This is a genomic window from Gottfriedia sp. S16(2024) (genome assembly GCF_050473765.1).
Lineage (GTDB): Bacteria > Bacillota > Bacilli > Bacillales > Bacillaceae_G > Gottfriedia.
Window position 1 is genome coordinate 4,695,526 of record NZ_JBFLUO010000001.1, and the last position, 26,177, is coordinate 4,721,702.

Here is a 26,177-nt window from a genome sequence, read left to right on the forward strand (position 1 = left end):
CTTGTTTCCTCAAATAGAGAACAAGAGCTTTATTTTTATTTACTTTCAACTTTTATAAAATTAGTTGGTTGGTAAGTTGGAAGAGTTTGTAAAAATCGATTAATCCTTTTTGTAGCTTCAATTAATTGATTTAATGAAGTTGCGTAAGAACATCGAATATACCCTTCACCACATTCTCCAAAAACATTTCCCGGGACGACCGCTACTCTCTCTTTTAATAATAATTGTTCAGCGAACTCCTCCGATGTTAAGCCCGTATTCTGTATTGATGGGAATACATAAAAAGCTCCACCTGGAAGATGACATGATAAGCCAATTTCTTGAAGAGATTGCACAAGATAATTACGACGTTGCATATAACTGCGTCTCATTTGTTCTACATCATGATCTCCATTTCGAAGTGCTTCAACTGCAGCATGCTGTGACATAGTAGGTGCACACATAATTGCATATTGATGAACTTTAAGCATATGGGAAATAATGTCCGAAGGTGCTGCTACAATTCCAAGTCTCCATCCTGTCATTGCAAAAGTCTTAGAAAATCCAGAAATTAAAATTGTATGGTCTCGCATTCCATCGATATTTGCAAAGCTTGTATATTCGCCATCATAAACAAGTTCAGCATAAATTTCATCAGAAATAACAATTAAATTATGTTTTTTAACAAATACGGCTAAATCCTCTAATAATTCTTTTTCCAGTAAAGTACCCGTTGGATTATTAGGATTACAAAGTAAGATCGCTTTTGTTTTCGGTGTAAGCTTCTTCTTCAACGCTTGAAGATTGATTTTAAACTCTTCTTCTCCTGTCGTTGCTAAATGAACTGGTACACCGCCTGCTAGTGAAACTAAAGGAGCATATGAAACAAAGCATGGATCAATAACGATTACTTCGTCTCCAGGATTTAAAATTGTTCTTAAAGCAATATCAATCCCTTGACTTGCCCCTACAGTTATAATTAATTCATCTTCTGGATTATAATGCACATCAAATTTCTTAGCAAAATAACGACTTACTTCCTGACGTAATTCTAGCAGTCCAGCATTTGAAGTGTATGCTGTATGCCCTGTTTCTAACGAATAAATACTAGCTTCCCTAACATTCCAAGGCGTGACAAAATCTGGTTCACCTACCCCAAGTGAAATGACATTATCCATACTAGCCGCTAAATCAAAAAACTTACGAATCCCTGATGGTTGTAGTGTAGTTACTGTATTTGATAAATTAAATTTACTCATGGCGTGATCACCATGCGCTTATCACTTTGTTTTTGACCGTATACGATACTATCATGTTTATAACGTTTTAAAATAAAATGGGTAGTCGTTGATAATATAGATTCTAAAGTCGATAGTTTTTGGGATACAAATGAAGCAATTGATGTCATTGTTTTTCCTTCAACTACAACTGATAAGTCATATGTTCCTGACATTAAATAAACTGATTTAACTTCCGGGTATAAATAGATCTTTTCAGCAATCTCATCAAACCCTACCCCACGTTTTGGAGCTACTTTTACATCAATCATAGCAGTTATACTTTCTTGAACTGGCACTTTTCCCCAGTCAATAAGCGTAATGTATTGAAGAATAATACGATCGTTTTCAAATTTTGTTAATATATCAGCTACCTCTTCTTCTGTAGCTCCAATCATTTTTGCTATTACGTCATTACTTAAGCGTCCATTTTGTTCAATACACTGAAGTAATTGTATTTCTTTTTCTGTCATATTCTTATACTCCTTATGTATTCCATTTTCTGGAATTACGTTAGATGTTCATTCTATTCATCTATATTTTATTAATTTAGTTAGATGACACTTTTGAGAAGAATTCTTCATAAATAACTTGTACTGCATTTTTCTCGTCGTATGATTTTACTCCAAACATCATACTTACTTCTGAAGAACCTTGGTTTATCATTTCAATATTTATTCCCGCATTTGCTAAAGCTTTACTTGCTCTTGCAGTAGTACCAACGTTATGACGCATCCCCTCACCTACTAACATAATCAAAGCAAGGTCTCTTTCAACGACGACATGGTCTGCATCTAATTCATCTTGGATCCGTTTAATAATTTGAAATTCTAATTCAACTGGTAATTGATTTTGGCGAATAATAATTGAAATATCGTCGATTCCACTTGGCTGATGCTCATATGAAATCTGATAATCCTCAAGTATCTGCAATATTTTACGCCCAAATCCTATTTCTCTGTTCATTAAATACTTGCTTATATAAATACTACAAAATCCATTATCACTCGCGATCCCAATTAAAGGACCGTTTGATAACGTACGTTCCTTAACGATTCGTGTACCGGGAGCTATTGGATTATTCGTATTTTTAATGTTTACAGGAATACCAGCTTGAAAGGCAGGGATCAATGCTTCGTCATGAAATACGTTAAAGCCTGCATATGATAACTCTCTCATTTCTCGATAAGTTAATTCCTTAATTTCCTTTGGATTACGAATAATCGTAGGATTTACAGAAAAAACTGCATCAACATCAGTAAAGTTTTCATATAAAGTAGCTTTAACTCCGTTGGCAACAACAGAACCAGTAATATCTGAGCCACTGCGAGAAAATGTAACGATATGTCCATCTTCTGAATATCCAAAAAATCCTGGGAAAATCAGAATTCCAGATTTCTTTCTCAATTCAAATAAGTTCTCATAGCTTTTCGCTAAAACTTGGGCATGTCCTGGTTCATTTGAAACAAATAAACCTGCTTCTTTTGGATTAATATAACTTGCCTCAAGTTCTTTTAACTGAAAATATGATGCTACTAATCTCGCACAATTATCTTCACCACATGCCATAACAGCATCCATATATCTTGCAGGATGATCTTTTTTACTACTTATCGAAAGTTCGATACCTAGTGAAATTTCATTCATAATATCCTCAGATAAACCTAATCCATTTGCAATTTCAGAATACCTTTGAATAATTTGATTGAATTCTTTCGAATAATCCTTTCCTGCTAGGGCAAGTTGTGCGCAACTAATTAGTAAATCGGTAACTTTGATATCATCTGGAAATCTTTTGCCTGGTGCAGATACAACGATAATTTTACGTTCAACATCTGATGTAACAATCTGAAATACTTTTTCAATTTGTTCCGAAGTGGCTAATGAAGACCCACCAAATTTTACGATTTTCATTTTTATTACCCCTAATTTAGTTAATTTTCAGTTAAAAATAATGTTACAATTATCCTCCTTATGCGAGAAAAAATCAACACCAATTAATAAGTTTTTTGGGAAATTTTAGTATTTTACAAAAAGAATTTGATGTTGTTGTGGGTATTTATTCAATCTAGTGAAAAGAATAGCACTAAGAACGTGTAGATTCTTTAGGGATGAGTTTAGGCTTAAATAAACAAGGCGGTATATGCATGAAATGGAGAAAGCAGAAATAAAGGTATACTAATAGTTTTAAAGACACTATTTCTCTTTAGTCCCTCCTCCTCTCGTCAATTTTCTTTTATACTTTGTTTACCATTGGTCTTTTAAATTATTGTATAAAAATGCAAATAAAAATAATTTTAAAAATGTTGAATAAATAATTCAAGAAATCGAACAAAAAATAGCAATGACAATAAGAAAACTCCCTATTTTAACAATTAGGGAGCTTTTTATGATCAATCTAGTAATACTATGAAATTTGTATACTTGAAGCAGATATCGTCCCACCTTAACGATTCGTTATTGACTTAGCGATTGATTAGCTTTCAAACATTCTTTTTATAATCTCCTTTCAAATTTAACTGAAAATTCACACTAAAGTAAAGAAGCTTTAACAATCCTTCCCTATGCTTAGTAAGTAACCTACTAGCGAATTAGGAGGGCGAGTATATTGAATTGGAACGCATTGAAAAAAGCAGTTCTTGCTTTTGTTCTTACGACTACATTATCTGCAGGAGTATTTATGGTCTCTGGTAATCCGACTGCTAGAGACATTCCTATTAACACCAAGAAAGATAAGAACCGTTTCATTCAAGTACAATTACTTGGCATTAATGATTTTCATGGACAATTAGATACGACCCGAAAATTTAACGGCAGGAATGTTGGCGGAGTAGAATATCTTTCCGCATATTTAAATCAAAAGAAAAAGGAAAACAAAAATACTATTTTAGTTCATGCTGGTGACATGGTTGGTGGAAGTCCTCCAATATCCTCATTCCTTCAGGATGAACCTACAATTGAAGTATTAAACAAGATGGGGTTTGATTATGGGACACTAGGAAACCATGAATTCGATCGTGGTGTGAATGAAATGATGAGGTTGATCCAAGGTGGAAATAATCAGAAAACTGGTTATTTTAACGGAGCAAATTTCCCCTATTTATGTGCCAACGTAATCGACGATAAAACTGGTAAGACCATCCTGACTCCATACAGTATAAAAAATATTGATGGCGTTCTGATTGGATTTATCGGCGTCGTAATAAAAGATACTCCGAAGATTGCACCACCAAACAAAACAGATGGCGTAAAGTTTATTGATGAAGTAAAAGCAATCAATGATTCAGTTAAAACACTTAAAAAACAAGGTGTAAAAACAATCGTGGTGCTGGCACATAATGGTGGAAATCAGTCCAAAGCAAATGGAAATGCGACAGGTGAAATCGTTAGAATTGCCAAAAAAATGGATGATGAAGTTGACGTAATAATTTCTGGACATACACATACTTTTCTTAACAAAGAAGTAGACGGAAAGCTGATTGTCCAATCTTACTCTTATGGAACAGCTTTCTCCGATATTCAGTTAAAAATTGATCCAAATACGAAAGATATCATAAACAAAAAGGCAAGTATAAAGATTGTCTATCAAGATGATATTAGACCAGATCCTGAAATAAAGAAAATGATACAAAATTATGAATCTAAAATTGAACCGATCGTAAATAAGGTCGTTGGAAAAGCTGCAAACGACATTTTAAGTAAGAAGAATCATAATGGAGAATCTAGTTTAGGAGATATGATTGCAGATTCACAACGAATTGCAATGAAGTCCGATTTCGCATTTATGAACTTTAGTGGAATCCGTGCTGATCTTCCAAAAGGGGATGTAACTTTGAATGATTTGTTCACGATCCAGCCATTTAAAATTAAACTCGTTAAAATGACATTATCTGGTGAACAAATTCGGAAACTTCTCAATCAGCAATGGCAGGAAAGTGGAAGTGTTCGAATGCTACAAATATCAGGCTTAAAATACACTTGGGATAGTACGAAGGATTCTGGGCAAAAAGTTATTAATATCATGCATACAGATGGTACTCCAATTAATCCACAAACTAGTTATACTGTTACTACAAATAGCTATCTTGCCAATGGCGGTGACAATTTCTCGGTATTACTAACAGGGAAAAATAAAGTGGAAGGTCAAACAGATTTTGATGCTTTTGAAGATTATGTGAAGGAACAAAAGTTACCATTGGTCCAGGCATTTGATGGTCGGATTAATCGGATTAAATAGATTTTTAGAAGGTTTAAAAACACGAGTTTCATTTTGATATGATTCTATAATACTACTCAGAAGTTCGACCATAAAAAAAGTTCCCTTCGATGAGGGAACTTTTTTTATTTATGCTTTAATATAACGTAATACAGGTTTACGAGCTGCTAAAGTTTCGTCAAGACGACTTACAACAGTTGTATGTGGAGCCTCTTGTACGATTTCTGGATTTTCTTCAGCTTCTTTAGCAATTGTAATCATTGCATCGATGAACGCATCTAAAGTTTCTTTCGATTCTGTTTCAGTTGGTTCGATCATGATACACTCTTCCACGTTTAATGGGAAGTAGATTGTTGGTGGGTGGTAACCAAAGTCTAATAGGCGTTTAGCAATATCTAAAGTACGAACACCTAATTTCTTTTGACGTTTTCCACTTAAAACGAACTCATGCTTACAATGACGATCGAATGGTAGATCGAAATGAGGCTCTAAACGACGCATCATGTAGTTAGCGTTTAGTACCGCATCTTCAGTTACTTGTTTTAATCCTTCAGGACCCATTGAACGAATATAAGTATATGCTCTTACATTAATTCCAAAGTTTCCGAAGAAAGGTTTAACACGACCAATTGTTTCTGGACGGTCTGAATTTAATACGTACTCATCTCCAACCTTCTCAACGATTGGTGCTGGTAAGTAAGGAATTAAATCTGCTTTAACTCCAACAGGACCAGAACCAGGACCACCTCCACCGTGAGGACCAGTGAATGTTTTATGAAGATTTAAGTGAACTACGTCAAATCCCATGTCTCCTGGGCGTGCTTTACTTAATACAGCATTTAAGTTTGCTCCATCATAGTAAACTTTACCACCAGCAGCGTGGATGATCTCAGAGATTTCATAAATATCTTCTTCGAAAAGACCTAATGTATTAGGGTTTGTAAGCATTAATGCTGCAACATTTTCATCAACAACACGACGTAAATCATCTAAGTCAACTAAGCCTTTTTCATTTGATTTAACCGTAATTGTTTCGAAACCTGCAACAGTAGCTGATGCTGGGTTTGTACCATGAGCAGAGTCAGGTACGATTACTTTAGTACGGTTGAAGTCACCACGGCTTTCGTGATAAGCACGGATAATCATTAATCCAGTCCACTCACCATGTGCACCTGCAGCTGGTTGTAAAGTAACTTCATCCATTCCAGTAATTTCTTTTAATTCTTGTTGAAGCTCATGCATTAATTCTAATGCACCTTGAACAGTATACTCATCTTGAAGTGGATGAATATGCGCAAAACCTGGAATACGAGCTACAGCTTCGTTGATTTTTGGATTGTATTTCATCGTACATGATCCAAGTGGGTAGAACCCTGAATCTAAACCATGATTACGTTTAGATAAAGCAGTATAATGGCGCATTAAATCTAATTCAGAAACCTCTGGTAATTCCGCTTTTTCTTTACGGATATAAGCACTTGGGATAACTTCATTAATATCAATTTCTTCTACATCCATTATAGGAAGACTATATGCAATACGACCTTCTTTACTTATCTCAAAAACTAACGGTTGATCCTTCAGCATGTTGAATCCCCTTTCCGTCTACTAATAATGCTAATTCTTCTACAAATGTATCAATATGTTGTTTAGAACGTAATTCAGTTACTGCGATTAACATATGATTTTCCATAGTAGGTTCAACTTTTGCTAAGTCATAACCACCGATAATTTTCTTAGTAAATAATTGTTTATTGATTTCAGAAACATTTTGTTTTACATCTATTACAAGTTCGTTGAATGCAGCACCTTCGAATACAACCGAGATACCGTTTTCAATTAATTTTTTCTTCATATATTGAGTACGAGAAATGTTTTGCATTGCCATCTCTACAGCACCATTTTTACCAAGAGCTGTCATTGCAACAGAAGCTGCTAATGCATTAAGAGCTTGGTTAGAACAAATATTTGAAGTCGCTTTATCACGACGGATATGTTGCTCGCGAGCTTGAAGTGTTAATACAAATCCGCGACGACCTTCTCCATCAACAGTTTGCCCTACTAAACGACCTGGCATTTTACGCATTAATTTAGATGTTGTAGCGAAGTATCCACAGTGAGGTCCACCAAATTGAGTTGGAATACCAAATGTTTGAGCATCACCTGCAACGATATCCGCTCCGAATTCACCTGGAGGAGTTAAAGCTGCTAATGCTAATGGGTTACTTGAAACAACGAATAAACTTTTACCAGTATGTGCAATTGGTTCGATTTCAGCTAATCCTTCTACTTGTCCATAGAAGTTAGGATATTGAACAACAACACATGCTACATTGTCATTCATTTCATTTTTTAATTCTTCGATATCAGTTCTTCCATCTTTAATGCCAATTTCAACTACCTCTAAATGTTGACCTTTTGCATAAGATAAGATAACTTCACGTGATTGTGGATGAACACCTTTTGAAACTAAAATACGTTTTTTACCATTGTGACCTGCTGCTAAAGTAGTTGCCTCTGCTAAAGAAGTACCACCGTCATACATTGACGAGTTTGCCACATCCATACCAGTTAATTCACAAATCATTGTTTGGAATTCAAAGATTGCTTGAAGCTCACCTTGAGAAATCTCAGGTTGATATGGTGTATAAGCAGTATAAAACTCTGAACGGGAAATAACATGATCTACAACTGTTGGTAAATAATGATCATAAACACCAGCACCTAAGAAAGAAACATATTCTCTTAAGTTAGCGTTTTTCTTTGCTAATTCGCTTAACTCCTGAATTAAATCGGTTTCAGATTTTGCCTTTTTAATGTTTAATAAGCCATTAAAACGAACTTTTTCAGGAATATCACTAAATAATTCATCAACTGATGAAACACCTACTACTTTTAACATCTCTTGACGATCTTGCTCTGTCATTGGTAAATAACGATGCATTAAGGTAATCCCCTTTCTCCCCCTAGTTACTTCTTCTCTCTTTTGTAAAATGGTTTTGAAACTACAACTGCTTTTAATTTTTTATTTCGAATTTCAACTTCAAGTTCAGTACCTAAAGCAGAAAATTCAGATTTGATTAATGCAAGTCCAATATTTTTCTTTAATGTTGGAGATTGCGTACCACTTGTAACTTCACCAACTACTTCCCCATTAACAAGAACAGGATAGTGAGTTCTTGGAATACCTTTGTCAATCATTTCAATTCCAACAAGTTTACGAGGTACACCTTGCTCTTTTTGATTTTTCAGAACTTCTTTACCGAAGAAATCTTCTTCTTTATTTAATTTCACAGCAAAGCCGATACCAGCTTCTAATGGAGTAATGTCTTTTGTTAGTTCTTGACCATATAATGCTAAAGCCGCTTCGAAACGAAGTGTATCACGTGCACCTAATCCACATGGTTTTAAACCGTCTTCCTTACCTGCTTCTAATAGTAAAGTCCAAAGCTTAGACGCATCTTCAGCAGCTAAGTATAGTTCGTATCCATCTTCACCAGTGTAACCTGTACGTGAAACTAAAACATTTAAATCACCTATTAATACATTATCTTTGAAAGTGAAATACTTAATATCAGAAACGTTCTCATTCGTTAAACGTTGTAAAATTGCAACAGATTTTGGCCCTTGAAGAGCTAATTGTGCAACTTCATTACTTTTATTAACTACTTTTACATCGCCTTCAACATGTGAAATTAACCATGCGAAATCTTTTTCAATATTAGACGCATTTACAACTAATAAATAGTGTTCTTCGTTATGTTTATAAACTAGTAAGTCGTCTACCGTTCCAGCATTTTCATAGCACATTGCAGTATATAATGCGCCTTCTTCATTTAATTTTGAAATATCATTTGTCATCATTTTTTGTAAATATTTAAGACTATCTTTACCAGTTACTTCAATTTCTCCCATGTGAGAAACATCAAATAAACCAGCTGCTGTACGAACAGCTTCGTGTTCTTCTTTAATGCTCGAAAATTGCACAGGTAGCTCCCAGCCACCAAAATCAATTGTTTTACCACCTAATACTTTGTAATCTTCAAACAATGGTGTGCGTAATAAAGTCGTCATGTAGCCATTTCCCCCTTATCTACATGCTAGCATGATGGAAAACTAAATTAATAGTTCGTCCAGCTAACCATTAAATAATTTACATATTTTGTATATTTTCGGAAAAACTAGTAGAAAACAAGAAAATATTATCAAACTATATTAGTTAACTGTTTTTTCTTAACAATAAGAGTTTTTTGTTTAATAAAAGAATAATAAATTTTTACTTTTTTCTACACTATTATCCTAACATTAAACGACAAGTTTCAGCAATATCAAAGTGAATTTTTTTAAAAATAAAATAACGAACATTATAGCTGTTATTTCACAATAATGTTCATGATTAACCAATATAAAAATGAAATAGGTGAGGTTTACATGTCAATTGAGATTAAATTCCATACAGAGTGGCAAGAGGAGTTCTTAGAGAAGCTTGAAAATGATGGACCATGGTCAAATTGGGAGAATTATAAGCTTGCCTATCATACTTCTACAAAATTAGTAATTCCATCTTTTACAGGAATGATTGCTCCTACTCATTTACCTAACTTAACTCCATTGCCTCATCAATTAGATGTAGCAACGACTGTAATTGAAAAAATGAATGGAAAAGCAATTTTAGCTGACGAAGTAGGATTAGGTAAAACAGTTGAGGCTGGTTTAATTTTAAAAGAATACATGATTCGTGGTTTAGTTAATAAGGTGCTTATACTAGTTCCAGCATCACTTGTATCACAGTGGACCTTTGAATTAAATACAAAATTCCATATTCCTGCAATCGCACAACAAAAAAAGAATTATGTGTGGGATAGCTGTGATGTTGTTGTATCATCAATCGATACTGCAAAAAGAGATCCTCATCGAGAAAAAATATTAAGTATTAATTATGATCTCGTCATTATTGATGAAGCTCATAAACTTAAAAATAATAAAACAAAAAACTATGAGTTTGTACAACATCTTAAAAAGAAATATTGTTTATTGCTTACTGCTACTCCAGTTCAAAATAACATAGAAGAAATTTTCCATTTAGTTTCTTTATTAAAACCTGGCCATTTAGGTAATAAATCTAGTTTTGAAGAATACTTTTCTGCTAAAAACCGCTCACTAGAACATGAAGACTTATTACGTGAACTAATTGGAAAAGTAATGGTTCGAAATCGTAGACAGGATACAGGCATCGAATGGACAAAGCGAAAGGTAGAAACAGTATTAATTAATTTTAATGAGGAAGAACAAAAACTTTATGATTTAATCGATGAATGGCAGAAATCACAATATACTGGGGTAAACTCAGCCTTCTCCTTTTTAACATTTAAGCGTGAAGCTTGTAGCAGTCGCGAAGCAGTTTATGTATCAATGAAAAAAATGCTTCAAAGATTTGAAAAAGAAAATATCGAGATTACCGATCCTTATATTGAGAAAATTTTTCATCAAATTAATCAAATTACCTCTAATTCAAAAGCAAATAAAGTAGTTGAATTAATAAAAAAAATAAATGATAAAGTAATTATTTTTACCGAATATCGCGCAACACAGTTATATTTACAATGGTTATTAAAGCAAAACGGTATTACATCTGTACCATTTCGGGGTGGCTTTAAACGTGGTAAGAAAGACTGGATGAAAGAATTATTTAAAAACCGTGTACAAGTTCTAATTGCAACTGAAGCTGGTGGTGAAGGTATTAACCTACAATTTTGTTCAAACATGATTAATTATGACCTTCCATGGAATCCTATGAGACTAGAACAAAGAATAGGTCGTATACATCGACTTGGACAAACAGAAGATGTAAGCATCTATAACTTTGCGACCGTTGGCTCAATTGAAGAACACATACTAAGGCTACTTTATGAAAAAATCAATTTATTTGAGCGTGTGATTGGAGAACTGGATGATATTCTAACCAGAATACCTTATAAGGATTTTGAAGCTCATATGAATGAAATATTTATTCACTCTAAAACTGAAGGTGAAATGAAAATTAAAATGGAAAATTTAACGTCCATCATTCAATTACAGCAACATAAACAAGCAGGTGATAGTTATGCAGCAACATGAAATCCATGATTATATCGAATACTTTTTCACACATAATGATTGTGAAATCATAAAGAAAACTCCGACATATTTAGAAATACAATTAACAATTGAGATGGATAAAAAATTAATGAATCGCCCTTTCTATTGGCATTATTTAGAAAAAACAGGCGGCATCCCAAATCCAATGAAGTTAACACTTATTACAGATAGTGATAATGCACCTGAAGATCTTAAAGGTGAACAAATTCATTTCGGTTCGCCACGTCTTCACCAAATTTTCTCAATCGTTAATGAACTAGGACAGTCAATTAGACTTTATGAAGACACAAAAGCACCTATGGGCCAACAAATTGCATTACACCCTTGGTTAGCTGTTAATTATCAGGTTTCTTTTACTTGTGATCATAAAAAAGATTATTTATATTCTTTTGGGATCCATTTAATTTCTGGAAAAATTATAGAAGATTTTCATACAAAACTTGAAAAAATCCAGTTCAACTCTAAAATACCTGATTTTTGCTATTCGATGTCACCTATAATTAAACCAATTAGTGGTTTAAATCGAATGGAACAATTACTTCGAAACAAAATTGAAAAAGAAGATATGGAATGGGCTGAAGAAGCACGGAATAGATGGCAACATGATTTAGATTTATTAAATCAATTTTATGAAGATGATGAAGACAAACCTGAAAATTACCATGTAGAATTCAATGCACTTAAAGAACTTTATGAACCAATTATTCATGTTGATGCAATTAATGGTGGACTTTTTTATCTATCACCAAACACAATGAATAAATTAAGTTAAAGGCTTTTAAGTGAAGAATTGTTAATGAGGGAGATCTATATTAGATTGTTCCTCTTCCTACTTTTAAAAATTTTATAGAAAAAAAATAAAGACTGACTTCTAAATTTGAAATCAGTCTTATTTACTAAATACTTTTCTTTTCTTTTTCTTTACGATTTTGAATTTTTTTCATAAATAAAGCTAGACTTAATGGTAACATTCCAAACATGTTAGTAGAAAATGGAGCTTTCAACTCTTCTTTTTCTTGTTTTATTGAATCACGTTTCTCTTTTGGTTGATCGATATAATTAATAAATTGTTCTGTCATATATTTTACATAATCATTTGTTTTCAAAAGAAATCACCTTACTTTCTTATCACTTATCTTTACTATCTCCTCCTTTTGAATAATTTAAACAGTCAATGATTTCCAACGCAATTTCAATTGGCGTTAAATTATTCGTTGAAATCACATAATCTGCTTTTTTATATTGTGATTCTCTCCTTTGAAATAGTTCAGTCAATTCTTCTACCGATCGATTTACAGCGTTTGGTCGGTTAGAATCCAAATGTATTCTTTCGTATATTATTTCAATTGGTGTTTCAAGATAAATTATTTTGCCAGTTTCTTTCATATACCCAATGTTTTCATCACGAAGAATGATTCCACCTCCTGTTGAAGTGATCATTTTTTTTGATGGTAAATTTTTTAATATTTGCGTTTCTATCTCACGAAATCCGCTTTCACCAAACTCATTAAACAATTCTGGTATGCTTTTGCCTGTTTGAGAAACAATTTCCTCATCTAAATCAATAAATTTTTTGTTTACTTTTTTAGCTAATTCCTTTCCAACAGTTGTTTTACCACACCCCATAAATCCTACTAAATAAATTGATTCCATTTCATCCTCCAACTTAATCGATCCAATCAAATACTTGGTTTGTACTTTTTTTATATTTAAATTGAACTACATATTTTTTTATTTTTGAATTACTACTAGTTAAAGTTACATGATATTCATCATTTGTTATTAAAGAAGTATTCAATATAATTTTTGTATTATTATAATACTTTATTGTATTTCCTTGAAGTGATAAATTACCATGCCTTAAATCGTAAATTGCTTGTGAATGTATACGGTCTAGTTCGTTTTGATTTCTCGTATAAGAATAAAAGGTATTTAACGAATGAAAGATATCAATCTGTATTAGAAAAAAAATTAGTAAAATATTTATCATAAAGATCGTGTAAGGTATATACACTCCATTTTCACCAAGTATTTTAAATTTAATTGATAAATATCCGAATAGTTTTTTCATAAGTCCCACCATTTAAATCGATTACTTTTACTAGGATTTGCCTTTCACTTATTTGTACAAACTTTATATCCTTTATATTTTGAAGTACAATTTCATGTCCTAATCCAAGCCTTTGTCGTCTAATAATCGTTGCGTATTTACGATAACTAATCGTAACTTGATTAAACTCTTCAAAGTGAAGAAGGTCAGGATGAACTGTAAAACTTATACTCTTGTTTGCCTCTTTTTGAACTTCTTTTATAAAATTATCTAATTCTAATCTATTTACGGATTCATAACTGTAATTACGTTTAACAAAGCTTTTTAAACTTGAAGTTGAAATCGAAATAATCATTAAAAATAAAACAAGTGAAAAAAGTGTTTCAAGTAAAGTAAATCCTCTTTCATTCAGTAAATTCTTCACATATTTCACTTTCCTTATTTCGATCAGTCCAAAGAATACAAATCGAATTTAAATTATTTCTAAAGTTTATTTTTACTAAAAACTCTCTTCCATTCTTTGTATGGAAACCCTCTTTAAAATCTTCTCTGTTAATAAAATAAAGATGAACCATATCTGTTAATAGGTCATCTGCCATATTGTTAATCGTTAACTTATCTTTTTTTTGTAAAAATAATGACATGGAAGGAACAATCATAATACAAAAAATAATTAATAAGTTTAAAGAAATAACTGCCTCGATAAATGTAAACCCTTTTTCATTTCCGATCATATTTAAATCGACCACTTCCTAAATAAAAAGTAATAATATATTCAGCTTTTTTATATTTAATTGAAATTGTTCCAGAGCTTGAGATATTACCATCGGAGTTAAATCTTAACGGAGGTTTTAAAGTAAGGTAAGTTATGCTAATTGATTTGTCAAAATTTCGAATAACTACAGGGGGATTTAGTAAATTATCTTCCATTTCATATTTATCTTGATAAAAGATGATCCTAGTAGGAATTTGTTTTATTATAGCGTTTCTTTGTGCAAGAAAAATATCATTTTGAAGCATTTGAATAAATAATGTTAACTTTTGTTCATCTTCAATCTTCCTAACTTGATTGATTGGTAAAATTAATAACAATATCATAATTGAAAGGACTAATAACATTTCAACAAATGTAAAACCAAACGAATTACCCAACTTTTTTTTAAGGTATAGATACGGATCCAGTTGCTTTGTCATACGATAACTCAACTTTGTTATTGCATTTATATGTTGTTATATAGCCCTGTTCTTTTAAGACTGATAAACTTTCAGGTAATTGTTCATTTTCTAATCGATACGATTCAACACTTGACTGGACCATTTTTTGAAGTGCAGAACATCCTTTCGTTTGAATCGACTGTTGTTGCTTTCCTAAATTTGGTATTACTAGCAATAAAAGAAGTGAAATGATAAATAAAACAATTAACATTTCAATTAAAGTAAATCCTTTTTCATTCAAACTAACTCCTCCTAGATATTGTTCATCAATTGAAACATAGGAAACAGGATGGCTATATACAGTGATAGAATACTTGATGAAATAAGGATTAATATAATCGGCTGAATGATCCTTATCGATCGGTGAAAGTATGCTTCAATACTGTCCTTTAAATAATCAGCATAATCAGCAAGTTCTTTACTAAGAGTACTATTGTTCATGCCATGTTCAATCACAAATATAATATCTTTATGAAATGCACGTTCATTTTTAAATGCTTCCTGCATAGAAATTCCGTTTAAAATTTGATTGTAAAATACTACGGCTTTTTCTTTTATAAATGTCCTACTATCATTATTCTGCATCGTTTTTAGGGCATCAACTATGGGAAATCCAGCATGTAATAATATACTTAACTGCATTGAAAATTCATAAGTATTCATTGTTATTAAATACTTACTAACTAAAGGAATTTGAATTAATTTATCCATCCGTTCGATTGAATTTAATTTATTAATTGCAAATAAGTATCCATAAGCGATCAATCCAATTAAGAAAAGAGAAGAAAACATAATTGAAGGTAATCTTTTTATAACTTGTAGATAGATGAAAATAAAAGAATTCTGATTGGAATGGAATGTTGAAAATAGCATTTCATATTGAGGAATGATTATATTTCTAAACAAAAACAAAATTAGCACCAATATTGCGATTAAAAAAATAGGATACCCCATGATTTTCCTTATATAAGCTCTATGTTGGATCTTTTTTGTAAGCATAAAACTGCCTTCATTTAGCGCTAAGGACAAATCGCCATGCTTTTCTGCATAATACAAGTAAACGAGTACATCTTGATGAAGACCAAGCATTTTAGCAAAATCGATAAATGATCTTCCTTCCACCAAAGCTATGTTAGCTTTATGAATCAATTCTTTTAGGTCATCTGGGAATTGAATCGTTAAGAATTCAATTGCTTGAATAAGAGGATAACCTTTTTGTAAAAGTTCTCCTAATATTTTTAATAGCTTAGCTTGTTCAATATAAGTTAATTTTCTTTTATTAAAAAATTTACCCATAGATCATACTTCTGTCCAAATGTTTGTTATCAATAAAACCTAAGGCATATCCTTTAATGAGTTGACTATTTAATGTAGATAATTGAACTTCTTCTTGTATCCCTCTAAATTCATTAATAACCGAATTTAGAGCATTACCATAAAGCAATTCATATACCCCTAATCTTCGGTGATTTCGATTAACAAAACAATTTGGTTTACATTCACCTTCACAATAACGGCATTTTATTGGAACTAATCTTTGAGAAACGATTGCAACCATTGCCTGAAATAATTCCTCTTTTGGAATTCCAAGCTCTAACATTCTATATAATGCACCTTTTGTGTTGTTAGAATGAATTGTCGTTAATACTAAATGACCGGTCAATGCTGCCCGAACGGCAATTTTCGCAGTCTCTTCATCCCTAATCTCTCCTACCATTACTATATCCGGATCAGATCGAAGAATAGCTTTTAATCCTGTTGCATATGTTAAGCCTGCTTTTTCATTAACTTGGACTTGAAAATATTCATCAGATTTCCGTTCAATCGGATCCTCTAAAGTAATAATATTTCTTGCTATGTCTTTTTTAGCTGATTGTAATAATGAATATAAAGTTGTCGTTTTCCCGCAGCCAGTTGGTCCTGTAAACATCATTAGCCCATGTGAATGATGTAATAAAGACAAAAGCTTACGAGTTGTAGATGGGAATAAGGAAAGACTTTCAATTGGGGCGATTTTTTGTTGGGGATGAATACGAATAACCATTGATTCATCAATAATTGTTGGTAAAGTTGCCAAGCGAAGTGATAATATAATTTCATTAATATTAACAACTAAAATTCCAGTCTGTGGCCGCCTTATTTCTCCTATATCCATACTTCCTAAAAATTTTAAATGCATGATGATCCTCTTAGACTTCTCCTTATTTATTCGTTGAATAAGTTTCAAATCACCATCAACACGAAAAAGGATTTGTACATCATCTTTTTTTGGTAACAAATGTATATCCGATGCTCCAAAATAGCATGCTTTTTTTAGAAGTTCTTCAACCATTTTTTCTACTGATACCATTTTTATTCCCCCTTTCTATATAAGCAATTATATTTCTGTTCCCCTTGTCTATCAAATCATGATATTTATAAAACTGAACGAAAATATTAAATTTAGCTAAAATTTATTTACAAACTAAAGGTAATTTAACGAAATAACTTTCAAAAAAATCAATTATATATTGTAAAACAAAAAGTATGTTTTCAAATTAATGTATAGAAAATCATTAAATAAGAAAAATAATATCAGATATAGTTCATTTGAATATCTATTGAATCAATTTAGAATTGTATTAATACATTGTTTACAATTGTAACTTTCTTATTTTATAATAATGGATGGGTAGAAATTTTTTATGGGGGGATTTAGGATGGATCGAATGTTCCGCGTTCTAGGATTCTGGACAGCAATATTTACGGTAATGTTCTTTGTTGGACATATGTCAGCAGCTGCACTTATTTTCGCATGTCAAACAGCATTTTTCGTAGTATTAGGCTATCTAAAGCTTTCTGAGCGTATGTACATCTATATCTTTGGCGCATACTTAACTGTGTTCTTTATTGGATTTACATATTATAGTACTTTCTTATTAGTACCTGGCTTTAGTGAATAATAGAAAAACCAGTCATATGACTGGTTTTTTTATTTGTATTCATTTAATGAAATCAATTCATTCAACTTAGTATGATCGTTTGTTGACATACCTTTTGTTTGTAATAGCCATTGAAACGAATCGCTTATTCCCCCTGGCATAATTAAAGATTGCACTGCTCTATTTTGTTTATATTCGCTTGAAAATGGATTTGACTGAGCATGCGGAATAAGCCAATTTAATATACCAAAATCTAATATTGCTTCTCTTTGGCTAGAAAAGTATAGATTTTCAATATGATTCTGTAATCCGAACATTTTTAATTCATCCCAGTGAATATGAGTTGTAATGTCCATATGTCCCAAATTCTCTAGTATATTTGATTTCATTTCGTGCTTGTAATAACCGCGCAAACTTCCCTTAATTCGATGGGGTGCATCCCATTCTTCCCTCGTGAAACCATAATCAACAGTTAAAATGATTCCTTTACTAATTTTCGATTGTAAAAGATCATAAACTTTTTTCATACCAACAGGAATTTCAACTCTTTGCCCATTTGTTCCAACAAAATTATTTCTTCTTAGAAAATCACTAATTTTATCATCTTGTATTTTAACGAGATTTTCTTTCAGATTATTTAGCTCATCAATTAAAATTACTACCTCAAGCCATTCATTTTGATTAAATTCAACTACTCGAACGGGTAAAGCGTCAAACAATTCGTTTGAAAATACCATTCCATTTTTGATTTGCTCGATTTCTAATATATTTGAGAAGTATTTACAATTCAAATGGTTCGCCAATAATTCTATTTGTAATTTACGATGATATTGACTTGCATCAATCATATAGTAAGTTAAATTACGATATATTTCGGGCTCTTTTTTTTCACAGTACGAAAGAAAGGATGATGCGAATCTGCCATTTCCACCACCAACTTCAACAAAAAAAGGTTCGATTAGCTTATTCTTAACAAAACGACAAAATGAAGCTGCAATTACTTCACCATATACTGAACCAACTGAGCTTGAAGTATAGAAATCACCTTTTCGTCCAATTTTTTCATTTTCCATTTGATAATAACCTTTTTCAAGATCATATAGCACTAACGAAATAAATTGTTCGTATGTAATAAAACCTTCTTTACTGTTTTTTATTGCATTAATAATTATGTTTTTCATTGTATTACCTTATTATAAAAATGGATTATGTCTTTTCTCATCACCAATCGTTGTAGTTTCTCCATGACCACTACATACAACGACATCATCAGGTAAAGAAAGAAGCTTACCTTTTATACTTCTGATCAACTGGTCGTGATCCCCACCTGGTAAATCAGTTCGTCCAATGCTTCCTTCAAATAATGCATCACCAGAAAAAACTGTCTTTATTTCTTTACAATAAAATGAAACACTTCCCGGTGAATGGCCTGGAGTTTCAAAAATTGAAAATAAGAAACGACCAATTTCCATTTTGCCTTCTTTTTCAATCAAATGATCTGCTTCTCTTGCAAAAATTGACTGATTTCTCATAAATAATTCAGAACCATTTTTTTGTCCATCTGTTAACCAATCTGCTTCATATTTATGAATATAAACGGGTATATTATATTCATCACGCACATCATCAACAGCCCCAATATGATCAAAATGAGCGTGGGTTAAAAGGATCGCTAATGGCTTTAATTTATTTTCTTCAATAACATTAAAGATTACATGTGCTTCTTCGCCTGGATCAAAAATAACCGCTTCATTCATATCATTACTTAAGATGTAACAATTAGTTTGTAATGGACCTAATGGTAATTGTAAAACATTCATATTCATACCCTGCTTTCTTTTTTAATCTATATAATACTATATCATAATTTTGTTTCAGCACTTAATTTCAAATAGACAATTGTTCACAAAAGTTTTACAATAATAATGATGTGATAGCAAACAGGGGTTGCTTGACGAAATTTATAGGGGGTTTACAATGGGTACAGTTATTATTTTTATACTAGTAGCTATTCTAAGTGTTCCTGCTTTATTAGGATCATTAAAGAAGAAGAACTTTTTAGCCGTTTTTTGGTCTGCCGCTACATTAGTTTTATTTGGTTGGTTTGCCATTATGACAATTTTACATAACGGTTATCCACCAGCGCACTTATAATATTTATTTATTTTGTAACGGACTATTTTCTACATATAGAAAACATGTTACTAAAATAAAAAAGCTGACAAAGTTGTCAGCTTTTTTATTTTGAGAATGATTGGTTTTCTAAATTAAATAAAGACGCTAACAGTATTGGGAAAGTCTCTGAAAAAATGGATTCAAACATAGAGAGTGGCAATGGATTGATTCCTTTACCTAATTCAAGTGTAAATCCTGGTTTCCGAAAATCTTGTATATACCAATCCTTAAAACCTGCATGGCTATCAATTGTTTTTACTGCCTTATAGGGACTGATACTAGAAAAATAATTTGCATAAACCTCCGAGATAGGCGGTTCAAGATTGTCATAACCCCAATAAAATTCTTTACCTTGAGTATGCAAAGCCAAAATAAGATCAAACTTCCTTTCGATTACTAAGTTACTCATTGCAATTGTTTCTGGTTCAGTTAATGGAGCATCTCCGGGGTAGTCTCTATGAGAGAAAGTTTTTTGTTTCTTTCTTTCTTTTTCTAACTCCCAATTTGCAGGAAATTGATTGTTTAAATCAACACCTCTAATATTCGCTTTCCATCCAGTAAAACCGTCATTTCCTTCGTTAATTTTATGAACAAATTCCATATAATCACTTTGTTCAACAGTTTCATTTATAACCAAATTTACCCCATCGGGATTTACCATAGGGACAATAGACAAGGTATTTTCACTAAATAAACCTAATAATTCTTTATGAAATGGCAAATCCTCAGTTGTTAAAGTGTTACAGATCCAATAAAGCATTTTCATGATTACACAGGTTGTAATCCATTCATTTGCATGAAACGAACCATTCCAATGCACCTTTCTATGTCCACTTCCAATTTGAATCTCATATATTGGTTGATTTAAGACGCTCCGCCCAATTGTATTTAAACGAAGAAAAGAAAATTCTTGTACTAATAAACTAATATCTTTCGAAAGTTCATTAAAATCGTATCTTCTTGGATGAAAGGATAAAGGTAGATTGTTTTTATACAAAATTTTCACCTCATCAGTTATTTTCTAGTTAATTGTATGTAATTAAAATTAAGAAAAGCACTTTCGTTTATGAAAGTGCTCTCATGCTGTTGAAAAACTACCTGTCAATTAATTATTAAATTTTCGTAAAAGGAGTAGAGTGATGTTGATTTCCATTGCAGGATGCCAGGATGCTCGCTTTCCATGGGGCGAGATTCTTTAGCCTCCTCGGCGAGCCTGCGGGGTCTCAGCCTTCCCGCTAATCCCATAGGAGTCCAGCATCCCTCCATTCCAATCAACTTATTCATCAAAAAATGTCTGCGATAAACCCTAATCAAATAGCATTTACTTAGAATAATCGAATTTGTTTTCTAAAAAAGCTTATAATATTTTTAACTTCTAAAAAAAATCATTTCTAGTGTTATTGAAATAATAAAATTGCTCAAACATATTTATATTTAAAACCATTAAAAGATTATTCAAAAAATGCTAATTTTATCATTATTAAATGTTCACTTAAAGTCCGTTTTCCCTATTGACGATTTTATATTGCAACACTCTGAAAGCACTTTCGTTTAGGAAGTGCTTTATTTAGCTTTTTATCATTGTCATATTGAATTATTAAAGATTCATGAATTCGACTACTGTGAAGATACGTGATGGCTGAGAGATGGAGTTAAAAGACTTGCAGGAGGAATGAATATGACAAGGGATCCAAAATTCTTGCCGTACTTAAAGGCAAGCATCCTGAAGTGGAAATTAACATGATATTACTTTTTTATATGAACTACTTTTTCTGTTCATAAGAAAAGCACTCCCATTAAGGAAGTGCTTTTCATGTTTATTCAAACTTCGTATCAGCTTTTTTATATTTAACTTCATAGAAACGAAGTAAATCTTTATAAATAATTGAGTTTGAATACTCAAGTGATTTATTTGCTTTTGCTAAGTCTTCTTTAGGTGGTTTTTGACCTTTTAATTCTTCACCAGTATTTGGATCATACATCTTCTCACCAGTGTAAATATATTTATCAGTAACAATTGTTCCATCACGGAAAACTACAAAGTTTTTGTGTTTAGGAGAGAAAATATCATTACCAAAGTTGATAGATGTTTTATTTGGATCTTCACCTAATAAGTTTAAAATTGTAGGTTTAACATCAATTTGACCTGCAACTTTATGAACTGTTTCACCTTTAGTTTGTCCAGGTAAGTGGATAAAGAAAGGTACTTTTTGTAATTTAACATGTTCTGCAGGAGTAATGTCTTGTCCTAATACTTCACTCATTGCACGGTTATGGTTTTCAGAAATACCATAGTGGTCACCATACATAACAATGATTGTATTATTATATAAACCTTTTGCTTTCATTTCTTCAATGAAATGTTTAATTGATTCATCTAAATAACGTACTGTTGTTACATAATTATCAACAGTTTGGTCTCCAGTTTTTAAACGTGGGATCATTAAGTCCTCATCATTTAATTCGAATGGATAATGGTTAGTTAGTGTAATCATACGGTTGTAGAACGGTTTAGGCTCTGCTACCATTTTGTCTACTGCTTGTTCAACGAAATATTTATCTTTTAGTCCCCAGCCAATAGAAGTAGCTGCAGATACTTTAAAGTCAACTTCATTATAATAACGATCGTAACCTAGACTTGGATACATCATATCTCGGTTCCAGAACGATTTATTATTTGAATGCATTACTGAAGTGTAATAATTTTGATCCTGTTTAAGAATCGCTGGTGTAGCTGTAAACGTATTACTACTGTTTGTAAAGTATACAGCACCACGATCTAACGGGAATAAACTATTATCAATTAAGAATTCAGCATCAGATGTTTTACCTTGTCCAGTTTGGTGGTAAAAATTATCAAAATAATAACTTTCTTTCGTAAATTTATTTAAGAAAGGAGTTATTTCTTGTCCATTAATTTTTCGTCCAATTACGAAATTTTGTAATGATTCTAATGAAACTACAACAACGTTTTTACCTTTATATTTACCATGTAATTGTGCATTCACACCAGTATCGTTAGCACGAATAAAGTTTTCGATTCCTGCTAATTGACTATCATCAGCCATCGCTTTTTGAGCAGATGTTTTTGATTGAATAACCATATCATATAAATGGTAATTATATAATCCTAAGAATTTAACAATGTATTCTCTATCAAATGAACGCGTTAATAATTGAGGACGCTCAGTTTCTGCTAAACCAAGGTTAACTAAGAAAATAGCAACTGCTACTAAGAAATAAGCTGTTCTAGCTTTCCCTTTAATGTTACCAGTAGTAAAGAATTTTTTACCCCAGAAATAATTAACTGCAATTAGGATAAAAATATCTGAAAAGGCTAAGATAGTTTTATAGCTGATCATTGCTTTAACACTTGAACCTAGATCGCCAAAGTTTCGTGTCATAAATAAAACTGGGATCGTTACGAAATCATCAAAGAATGAATAATAAGCCGTATCGGCCACTAATATAAAGGACATGATTATACTAATCCAAATAACTGCTCTATTTCGTTTTGGTCCTTTTGCAAAAAGAGCTATACCTAAAAATATTAATAATGAAGATATAGGAGCAATTATTAAAATAAATTCTTGCATTGAATTTTCAATTTCTAAATCAAAATAAAATTGGCTTAGAATCGTTGCTTTAATCCATAAAAGGAATACAGCAAGTAACGGGAATCCAAAGTTTTTAATAAACTTTTTCCACATATTCTGTTCCTCCTCTTGTTAAGACTATTAATCTATTTTATCTAATATAAAAACAATGTTTGGCATTTCACATATCTATTTTATTGGCATTTTAATACCAAGAATTTTTGAAATGATTCATACAATTATTAGCTACTAATGTATGGATCAAAAAAATTTTATCTGACGTACCTTAGGTTTTTTTCTAACGTCATTCAATTTATCATAAACTAGTTCCCTCGTCAAATAACTAATTTTTTTTTCAATTCAATACAATAAACATAATAAGGCACTTCAATTAGAAGCACCTTAAATTTAAGTTAAATTTCATTAGTAATAAATTTTTTTACTAAATATGCAGCTCCAATTGCTCCTGCATCGTTCCCTAACTTGGCAATTGAAAGTTTTGTCGAATCACGCACTGTAGTAAAAGCAAATTCGTCAAAATATTTCTTTAGTGGTCTTAATAGTAATTCACCTGCATTTGATACTCCACCACCAATAATGATATTTTCAGGATTTAATGTATTTCCTACTCCGGCTAAAACTAAAGCAAGATATTTCATTACATGATTAACGATTTCTTCTGCAACTTCATCACCATTTGAATAAGCTTCAAAAACATCCTTTGCTGTTATTGGCGAATCATTCGACATTTCTTTTAAAACTGTCTCTTTTGTCGTATTTTGTAACTTCTCATTTGCTATTCTTGCAATTCCTGTCGCTGAAGAAATTGTTTCTAAGCATCCCGTTTTTCCACAATTACATAGTACTCCATTTTCAAGTTGTACTGTTATATGGCCAATTTCACCTGCAGATCCACTAATTCCATGCGCAACATCACCATTTACAATTACGCCTCCGCCGACACCTGTACCTAGTGTGACCATTACTACATCTTTTGCTCCATTTCCAGCACCTTTCCACATTTCGCCAACAGCTGCTATATTTGCATCATTATCAACGATTACAGGAATACCTGATTCCTTTTCTAGAATTTCCTTTAAAGGAAAATTAACCCACCCTAAGTTTACTGCTGCAAATATAAGTCCATCTTCTAATCGAACTGAACCTGGAGCTCCAATACCGATTCCAGCGATATCTTCTTTTGTTTTATCCATCTGTTTAAGTTTTTCTTCAATTGCAATTGTAATTGTTTTAGGAATATGCTTACCACTATCAGATTTATCAGTTGGTACTTCCCATTTATCGATGAATTCCCCGTTATTTGTTAATAATGCTAATTTAATGCTTGTACCACCTAAATCTACACCTACAATCATTTTAGCCATTATGCCTTCTCCCTTCGCAGTGAAATCGTTTGCAATAGATTCTAAAAAAAACGATTTCTTCAAACCGTTTTATTTTTTATTTGATCCATTTCTTTCTTTAATATCATAGTAGCAATTTGTAAATCTTTACTTTCAAGTATATTCGCTAAAAATAATTCTTTTAGCTCATCTTGCATTAACATTAAGTCAGCTAATCGATCACCTGTATAAATAAAGGTGCCATAACTTTTTAGAAATTGTTGAATATCATATACGGATTTCATACTTAACTCCTATTATTTTATCTTTCTAAACATGTAATAAGTATAAGTTGCAAACGATTACTCGTCAATGTGAGATACCAAACAAACCATTAATTTTATAGGCATTTATAATTATTTTTTAGGCTTCATTACTTCCTCTAAAGCTAAATCATGTTTATAGAGATATGTAGCGTATTTTATTCCGATATATCTTATATGCCATGGTTCATAATTGTATTCTGTAATCTTTACTTTGTCCTCTGGATAACGAATGATAAATCCAAATTCATGTGCATGGTCTGCAAGCCAAGTTCCTTCTATCGTTTCTCCAAATGCTTGTTCAAGCTTGTTACCGAAGTTTGGAGATGATACATCTATTGATAAACCAGTTTGATGTTCACTTGTACCAGGAACAGCACTAAAAGATTGCGTCCAATCTTCACCATGAATTTGTACATAATAATTATACAAGCTTTTTTGTCGATCAAAAGAGCGATATGCTGACACTGGAGTAAGCTTTATGCCATCTTTTTCTGCTCTTTCAAATAATTTTTCTAAAGCATGAGCTGCCTCTTTCCTCATTAATGTCTTATCTTTGTTTACACCATGTAAAGGAACAATCGGATAAACTAAATCCGGTGGCTCATACCCATCTGGTAGCTTTCTTTCTTTATTAACTAATACTAAATTAGATGTAGGATTCTTTACAGCTAATAATCCATCCTCAACTTCTACTGCTGTATAATCGTAATTCGGAAATTTCAGTGATGTCTTCTGATGATTGAAGTAATTTTGATTTCTAAAAAATAGAGCTAGTCCAATAATAATTATGATAAATATTATTAAAACCCAATAGTACTTCCCATTTATCTTTTTCAAAATTACCTCCCTAACATCTTTTTTGTTACTTTAACAATATAAAAAAATGGCATATTTTTCAAATAATCTATACACTAAAACCTCTTTCAATAGAAAGAGGTCTT

At 31.9% G+C, this 26,177-nt stretch carries 27 protein-coding genes; 5 read left to right on the plus strand and 22 right to left on the minus strand.

Features of this window, described 5'->3' with window-relative positions; translation table 11 throughout:
• Nucleotides 1-35 precede the first annotated feature (35 nt).
• The 3 genes from AB1282_RS22660 to AB1282_RS22670 form a co-directional block, all read right to left on the minus strand.
• On the minus strand, nucleotides 36-1,238 hold the full coding sequence (locus AB1282_RS22660; protein WP_056475090.1) for an aminotransferase: 1,203 nt from the start codon (nucleotides 1,236-1,238) through the stop codon (nucleotides 36-38).
• A complete protein-coding gene (locus AB1282_RS22665) occupies nucleotides 1,235-1,729 on the minus strand; it encodes an Lrp/AsnC family transcriptional regulator (protein ID WP_056475086.1) in 495 nt (164 codons plus the stop codon). The genes AB1282_RS22660 and AB1282_RS22665 overlap by 4 nt, the downstream gene beginning before the upstream one ends.
• A gap of 76 nt (nucleotides 1,730-1,805) precedes the next feature.
• A complete protein-coding gene (locus AB1282_RS22670) occupies nucleotides 1,806-3,170 on the minus strand; it encodes an aspartate kinase (RefSeq protein ID WP_390311288.1) in 1,365 nt (454 codons plus the stop codon).
• 766 nt (nucleotides 3,171-3,936) lie between these two features.
• On the opposite strand from AB1282_RS22670, the gene AB1282_RS22675 reads away from it, so the two are divergent.
• A complete protein-coding gene (locus tag AB1282_RS22675; protein WP_429901202.1) occupies nucleotides 3,937-5,493 on the plus strand; it encodes a bifunctional metallophosphatase/5'-nucleotidase in 1,557 nt (518 codons plus the stop codon).
• A gap of 108 nt (nucleotides 5,494-5,601) precedes the next feature.
• Here the strand turns inward: AB1282_RS22675 and gcvPB are convergent, their stop codons facing one another.
• The 3 genes from gcvPB to gcvT are packed head-to-tail and all read right to left on the minus strand — an operon-like array spanning nucleotide 5,602 to nucleotide 9,546.
• Nucleotides 5,602-7,059, minus strand: coding sequence for an aminomethyl-transferring glycine dehydrogenase subunit GcvPB (gene gcvPB / locus AB1282_RS22680; RefSeq protein WP_056475082.1), 1,458 nt, complete (start codon nucleotides 7,057-7,059; stop codon nucleotides 5,602-5,604).
• Nucleotides 7,031-8,416: an aminomethyl-transferring glycine dehydrogenase subunit GcvPA gene (gcvPA, locus tag AB1282_RS22685; protein WP_429900497.1), complete on the minus strand. Its 1,386-nt coding sequence runs from the start codon at nucleotides 8,414-8,416 to the stop codon at nucleotides 7,031-7,033. The genes gcvPB and gcvPA overlap by 29 nt, the downstream gene beginning before the upstream one ends.
• Nucleotides 8,417-8,442: 26 nt before the next feature.
• Entirely contained in the window at nucleotides 8,443-9,546 is a 1,104-nt protein-coding gene (gcvT, locus tag AB1282_RS22690; RefSeq protein ID WP_056475077.1) for a glycine cleavage system aminomethyltransferase GcvT, read from the minus strand.
• Between the two features lie 357 nt (nucleotides 9,547-9,903).
• On the opposite strand from gcvT, the gene AB1282_RS22695 reads away from it, so the two are divergent.
• Complete coding sequence (locus AB1282_RS22695; protein ID WP_056475075.1) at nucleotides 9,904-11,589, plus strand: DEAD/DEAH box helicase; 1,686 nt, start codon at nucleotides 9,904-9,906, stop codon at nucleotides 11,587-11,589.
• Complete coding sequence (locus AB1282_RS22700) at nucleotides 11,576-12,382, plus strand: YqhG family protein (protein WP_429900499.1); 807 nt, start codon at nucleotides 11,576-11,578, stop codon at nucleotides 12,380-12,382. Before AB1282_RS22695 ends, AB1282_RS22700 begins: the two co-directional genes overlap by 14 nt.
• Nucleotides 12,383-12,506: 124 nt before the next feature.
• Here AB1282_RS22700 and AB1282_RS22705 read toward each other — a convergent pair whose 3' ends face one another.
• The 9 genes from AB1282_RS22705 to comGA are packed head-to-tail and all read right to left on the minus strand — an operon-like array spanning nucleotide 12,507 to nucleotide 17,225.
• On the minus strand, nucleotides 12,507-12,716 hold the full coding sequence (locus AB1282_RS22705) for a YqzE family protein (RefSeq protein ID WP_056475068.1): 210 nt from the start codon (nucleotides 12,714-12,716) through the stop codon (nucleotides 12,507-12,509).
• Between the two features lie 22 nt (nucleotides 12,717-12,738).
• Entirely contained in the window at nucleotides 12,739-13,263 is a 525-nt protein-coding gene (locus AB1282_RS22710) for a shikimate kinase (RefSeq protein ID WP_390311284.1), read from the minus strand.
• A gap of 13 nt (nucleotides 13,264-13,276) precedes the next feature.
• Nucleotides 13,277-13,681, minus strand: coding sequence for a hypothetical protein (locus tag AB1282_RS22715; RefSeq protein WP_390311283.1), 405 nt, complete (start codon nucleotides 13,679-13,681; stop codon nucleotides 13,277-13,279).
• Nucleotides 13,650-14,084 (minus strand): competence type IV pilus minor pilin ComGF, encoded by a 435-nt coding sequence (gene comGF, locus AB1282_RS22720; RefSeq protein ID WP_429900501.1) that lies wholly within the window; start codon nucleotides 14,082-14,084, stop codon nucleotides 13,650-13,652. The genes AB1282_RS22715 and comGF overlap by 32 nt, the downstream gene beginning before the upstream one ends.
• Entirely contained in the window at nucleotides 14,065-14,394 is a 330-nt protein-coding gene (locus tag AB1282_RS22725) for a pilus assembly FimT family protein (protein WP_429900503.1), read from the minus strand. Before AB1282_RS22725 ends, comGF begins: the two co-directional genes overlap by 20 nt.
• Complete coding sequence (gene comGD / locus AB1282_RS22730; protein WP_056475058.1) at nucleotides 14,381-14,854, minus strand: competence type IV pilus minor pilin ComGD; 474 nt, start codon at nucleotides 14,852-14,854, stop codon at nucleotides 14,381-14,383. Before comGD ends, AB1282_RS22725 begins: the two co-directional genes overlap by 14 nt.
• Nucleotides 14,820-15,116, minus strand: coding sequence for a competence type IV pilus major pilin ComGC (comGC, locus tag AB1282_RS22735; RefSeq protein WP_082459599.1), 297 nt, complete (start codon nucleotides 15,114-15,116; stop codon nucleotides 14,820-14,822). The genes comGD and comGC overlap by 35 nt, the downstream gene beginning before the upstream one ends.
• An 11-nt stretch (nucleotides 15,117-15,127) precedes the next feature.
• The gene (comGB, locus tag AB1282_RS22740) at nucleotides 15,128-16,171 is read right to left on the minus strand and encodes a competence type IV pilus assembly protein ComGB (RefSeq protein WP_429900505.1); all 1,044 of its coding nucleotides are present in this window, start codon (nucleotides 16,169-16,171) and stop codon (nucleotides 15,128-15,130) included.
• On the minus strand, nucleotides 16,164-17,225 hold the full coding sequence (gene comGA / locus AB1282_RS22745; RefSeq protein WP_056475054.1) for a competence type IV pilus ATPase ComGA: 1,062 nt from the start codon (nucleotides 17,223-17,225) through the stop codon (nucleotides 16,164-16,166). The genes comGB and comGA overlap by 8 nt, the downstream gene beginning before the upstream one ends.
• 349 nt (nucleotides 17,226-17,574) lie before the next feature.
• Between comGA and AB1282_RS22750 the strand changes: the two genes are divergently transcribed.
• Complete coding sequence (locus AB1282_RS22750; protein WP_056475051.1) at nucleotides 17,575-17,817, plus strand: DUF2626 domain-containing protein; 243 nt, start codon at nucleotides 17,575-17,577, stop codon at nucleotides 17,815-17,817.
• 29 nt (nucleotides 17,818-17,846) lie between these two features.
• Here AB1282_RS22750 and AB1282_RS22755 read toward each other — a convergent pair whose 3' ends face one another.
• Nucleotides 17,847-18,977 (minus strand): SAM-dependent methyltransferase, encoded by a 1,131-nt coding sequence (locus tag AB1282_RS22755; protein WP_056475048.1) that lies wholly within the window; start codon nucleotides 18,975-18,977, stop codon nucleotides 17,847-17,849.
• A gap of 12 nt (nucleotides 18,978-18,989) precedes the next feature.
• The gene (locus tag AB1282_RS22760) at nucleotides 18,990-19,616 is read right to left on the minus strand and encodes an MBL fold metallo-hydrolase (RefSeq protein ID WP_056475045.1); all 627 of its coding nucleotides are present in this window, start codon (nucleotides 19,614-19,616) and stop codon (nucleotides 18,990-18,992) included.
• Between the two features lie 157 nt (nucleotides 19,617-19,773).
• On the opposite strand from AB1282_RS22760, the gene AB1282_RS22765 reads away from it, so the two are divergent.
• Nucleotides 19,774-19,950, plus strand: coding sequence for a DUF2759 domain-containing protein (locus AB1282_RS22765; RefSeq protein ID WP_069034124.1), 177 nt, complete (start codon nucleotides 19,774-19,776; stop codon nucleotides 19,948-19,950).
• An 85-nt stretch (nucleotides 19,951-20,035) separates the two neighbouring features.
• Here the strand turns inward: AB1282_RS22765 and AB1282_RS22770 are convergent, their stop codons facing one another.
• The 5 genes from AB1282_RS22770 to AB1282_RS22790 form a co-directional block, all read right to left on the minus strand.
• On the minus strand, nucleotides 20,036-20,968 hold the full coding sequence (locus AB1282_RS22770) for a M14 family metallopeptidase (protein WP_056475043.1): 933 nt from the start codon (nucleotides 20,966-20,968) through the stop codon (nucleotides 20,036-20,038).
• Nucleotides 20,969-21,788: 820 nt separating this feature from the next.
• Nucleotides 21,789-23,681 (minus strand): LTA synthase family protein, encoded by a 1,893-nt coding sequence (locus AB1282_RS22775; protein ID WP_056475041.1) that lies wholly within the window; start codon nucleotides 23,679-23,681, stop codon nucleotides 21,789-21,791.
• 299 nt (nucleotides 23,682-23,980) lie between these two features.
• On the minus strand, nucleotides 23,981-24,955 hold the full coding sequence (locus AB1282_RS22780; RefSeq protein WP_156339737.1) for an ROK family glucokinase: 975 nt from the start codon (nucleotides 24,953-24,955) through the stop codon (nucleotides 23,981-23,983).
• A gap of 56 nt (nucleotides 24,956-25,011) precedes the next feature.
• Entirely contained in the window at nucleotides 25,012-25,215 is a 204-nt protein-coding gene (locus tag AB1282_RS22785; RefSeq protein ID WP_056475035.1) for a YqgQ family protein, read from the minus strand.
• 111 nt (nucleotides 25,216-25,326) lie between these two features.
• Nucleotides 25,327-26,073: a M15 family metallopeptidase gene (locus AB1282_RS22790; protein ID WP_056475032.1), complete on the minus strand. Its 747-nt coding sequence runs from the start codon at nucleotides 26,071-26,073 to the stop codon at nucleotides 25,327-25,329.
• Nucleotides 26,074-26,177 lie beyond the last annotated feature (104 nt).

What these genes read in the sequence shown, in the direction of transcription:
- AB1282_RS22660 (WP_056475090.1), bottom strand. Translation starts at nt 1,238, where the DNA reads ATGAGTAAATTTAATTTATCAAATACAGTAACTACACTACAACCATCA.
- AB1282_RS22695 (WP_056475075.1), top strand. Translation starts at nt 9,904, where the DNA reads ATGTCAATTGAGATTAAATTCCATACAGAGTGGCAAGAGGAGTTCTTA.
- AB1282_RS22710 (WP_390311284.1), bottom strand. Translation starts at nt 13,263, where the DNA reads ATGGAATCAATTTATTTAGTAGGATTTATGGGGTGTGGTAAAACAACT.
- AB1282_RS22765 (WP_069034124.1), top strand. Translation starts at nt 19,774, where the DNA reads ATGGGTACAGTTATTATTTTTATACTAGTAGCTATTCTAAGTGTTCCT.
- AB1282_RS22725 (WP_429900503.1), bottom strand. Translation starts at nt 14,394, where the DNA reads ATGATCGGAAATGAAAAAGGGTTTACATTTATCGAGGCAGTTATTTCT.
- AB1282_RS22670 (WP_390311288.1), bottom strand. Translation starts at nt 3,170, where the DNA reads ATGAAAATCGTAAAATTTGGTGGGTCTTCATTAGCCACTTCGGAACAA.
- AB1282_RS22715 (WP_390311283.1), bottom strand. Translation starts at nt 13,681, where the DNA reads ATGAAAAAACTATTCGGATATTTATCAATTAAATTTAAAATACTTGGT.
- AB1282_RS22775 (WP_056475041.1), bottom strand. Translation starts at nt 23,681, where the DNA reads ATGTGGAAAAAGTTTATTAAAAACTTTGGATTCCCGTTACTTGCTGTA.
- AB1282_RS22700 (WP_429900499.1), top strand. Translation starts at nt 11,576, where the DNA reads ATGCAGCAACATGAAATCCATGATTATATCGAATACTTTTTCACACAT.
- AB1282_RS22665 (WP_056475086.1), bottom strand. Translation starts at nt 1,729, where the DNA reads ATGACAGAAAAAGAAATACAATTACTTCAGTGTATTGAACAAAATGGA.
- AB1282_RS22750 (WP_056475051.1), top strand. Translation starts at nt 17,575, where the DNA reads ATGGATCGAATGTTCCGCGTTCTAGGATTCTGGACAGCAATATTTACG.
- AB1282_RS22760 (WP_056475045.1), bottom strand. Translation starts at nt 19,616, where the DNA reads ATGAATGTTTTACAATTACCATTAGGTCCATTACAAACTAATTGTTAC.
- gcvPB (WP_056475082.1), bottom strand. Translation starts at nt 7,059, where the DNA reads ATGCTGAAGGATCAACCGTTAGTTTTTGAGATAAGTAAAGAAGGTCGT.
- AB1282_RS22785 (WP_056475035.1), bottom strand. Translation starts at nt 25,215, where the DNA reads ATGAAATCCGTATATGATATTCAACAATTTCTAAAAAGTTATGGCACC.
- gcvPA (WP_429900497.1), bottom strand. Translation starts at nt 8,416, where the DNA reads ATGCATCGTTATTTACCAATGACAGAGCAAGATCGTCAAGAGATGTTA.
- comGA (WP_056475054.1), bottom strand. Translation starts at nt 17,225, where the DNA reads ATGGTATCAGTAGAAAAAATGGTTGAAGAACTTCTAAAAAAAGCATGC.
- AB1282_RS22675 (WP_429901202.1), top strand. Translation starts at nt 3,937, where the DNA reads ATGGTCTCTGGTAATCCGACTGCTAGAGACATTCCTATTAACACCAAG.
- comGD (WP_056475058.1), bottom strand. Translation starts at nt 14,854, where the DNA reads ATGACAAAGCAACTGGATCCGTATCTATACCTTAAAAAAAAGTTGGGT.
- comGB (WP_429900505.1), bottom strand. Translation starts at nt 16,171, where the DNA reads ATGGGTAAATTTTTTAATAAAAGAAAATTAACTTATATTGAACAAGCT.
- gcvT (WP_056475077.1), bottom strand. Translation starts at nt 9,546, where the DNA reads ATGACGACTTTATTACGCACACCATTGTTTGAAGATTACAAAGTATTA.
- AB1282_RS22755 (WP_056475048.1), bottom strand. Translation starts at nt 18,977, where the DNA reads ATGAAAAACATAATTATTAATGCAATAAAAAACAGTAAAGAAGGTTTT.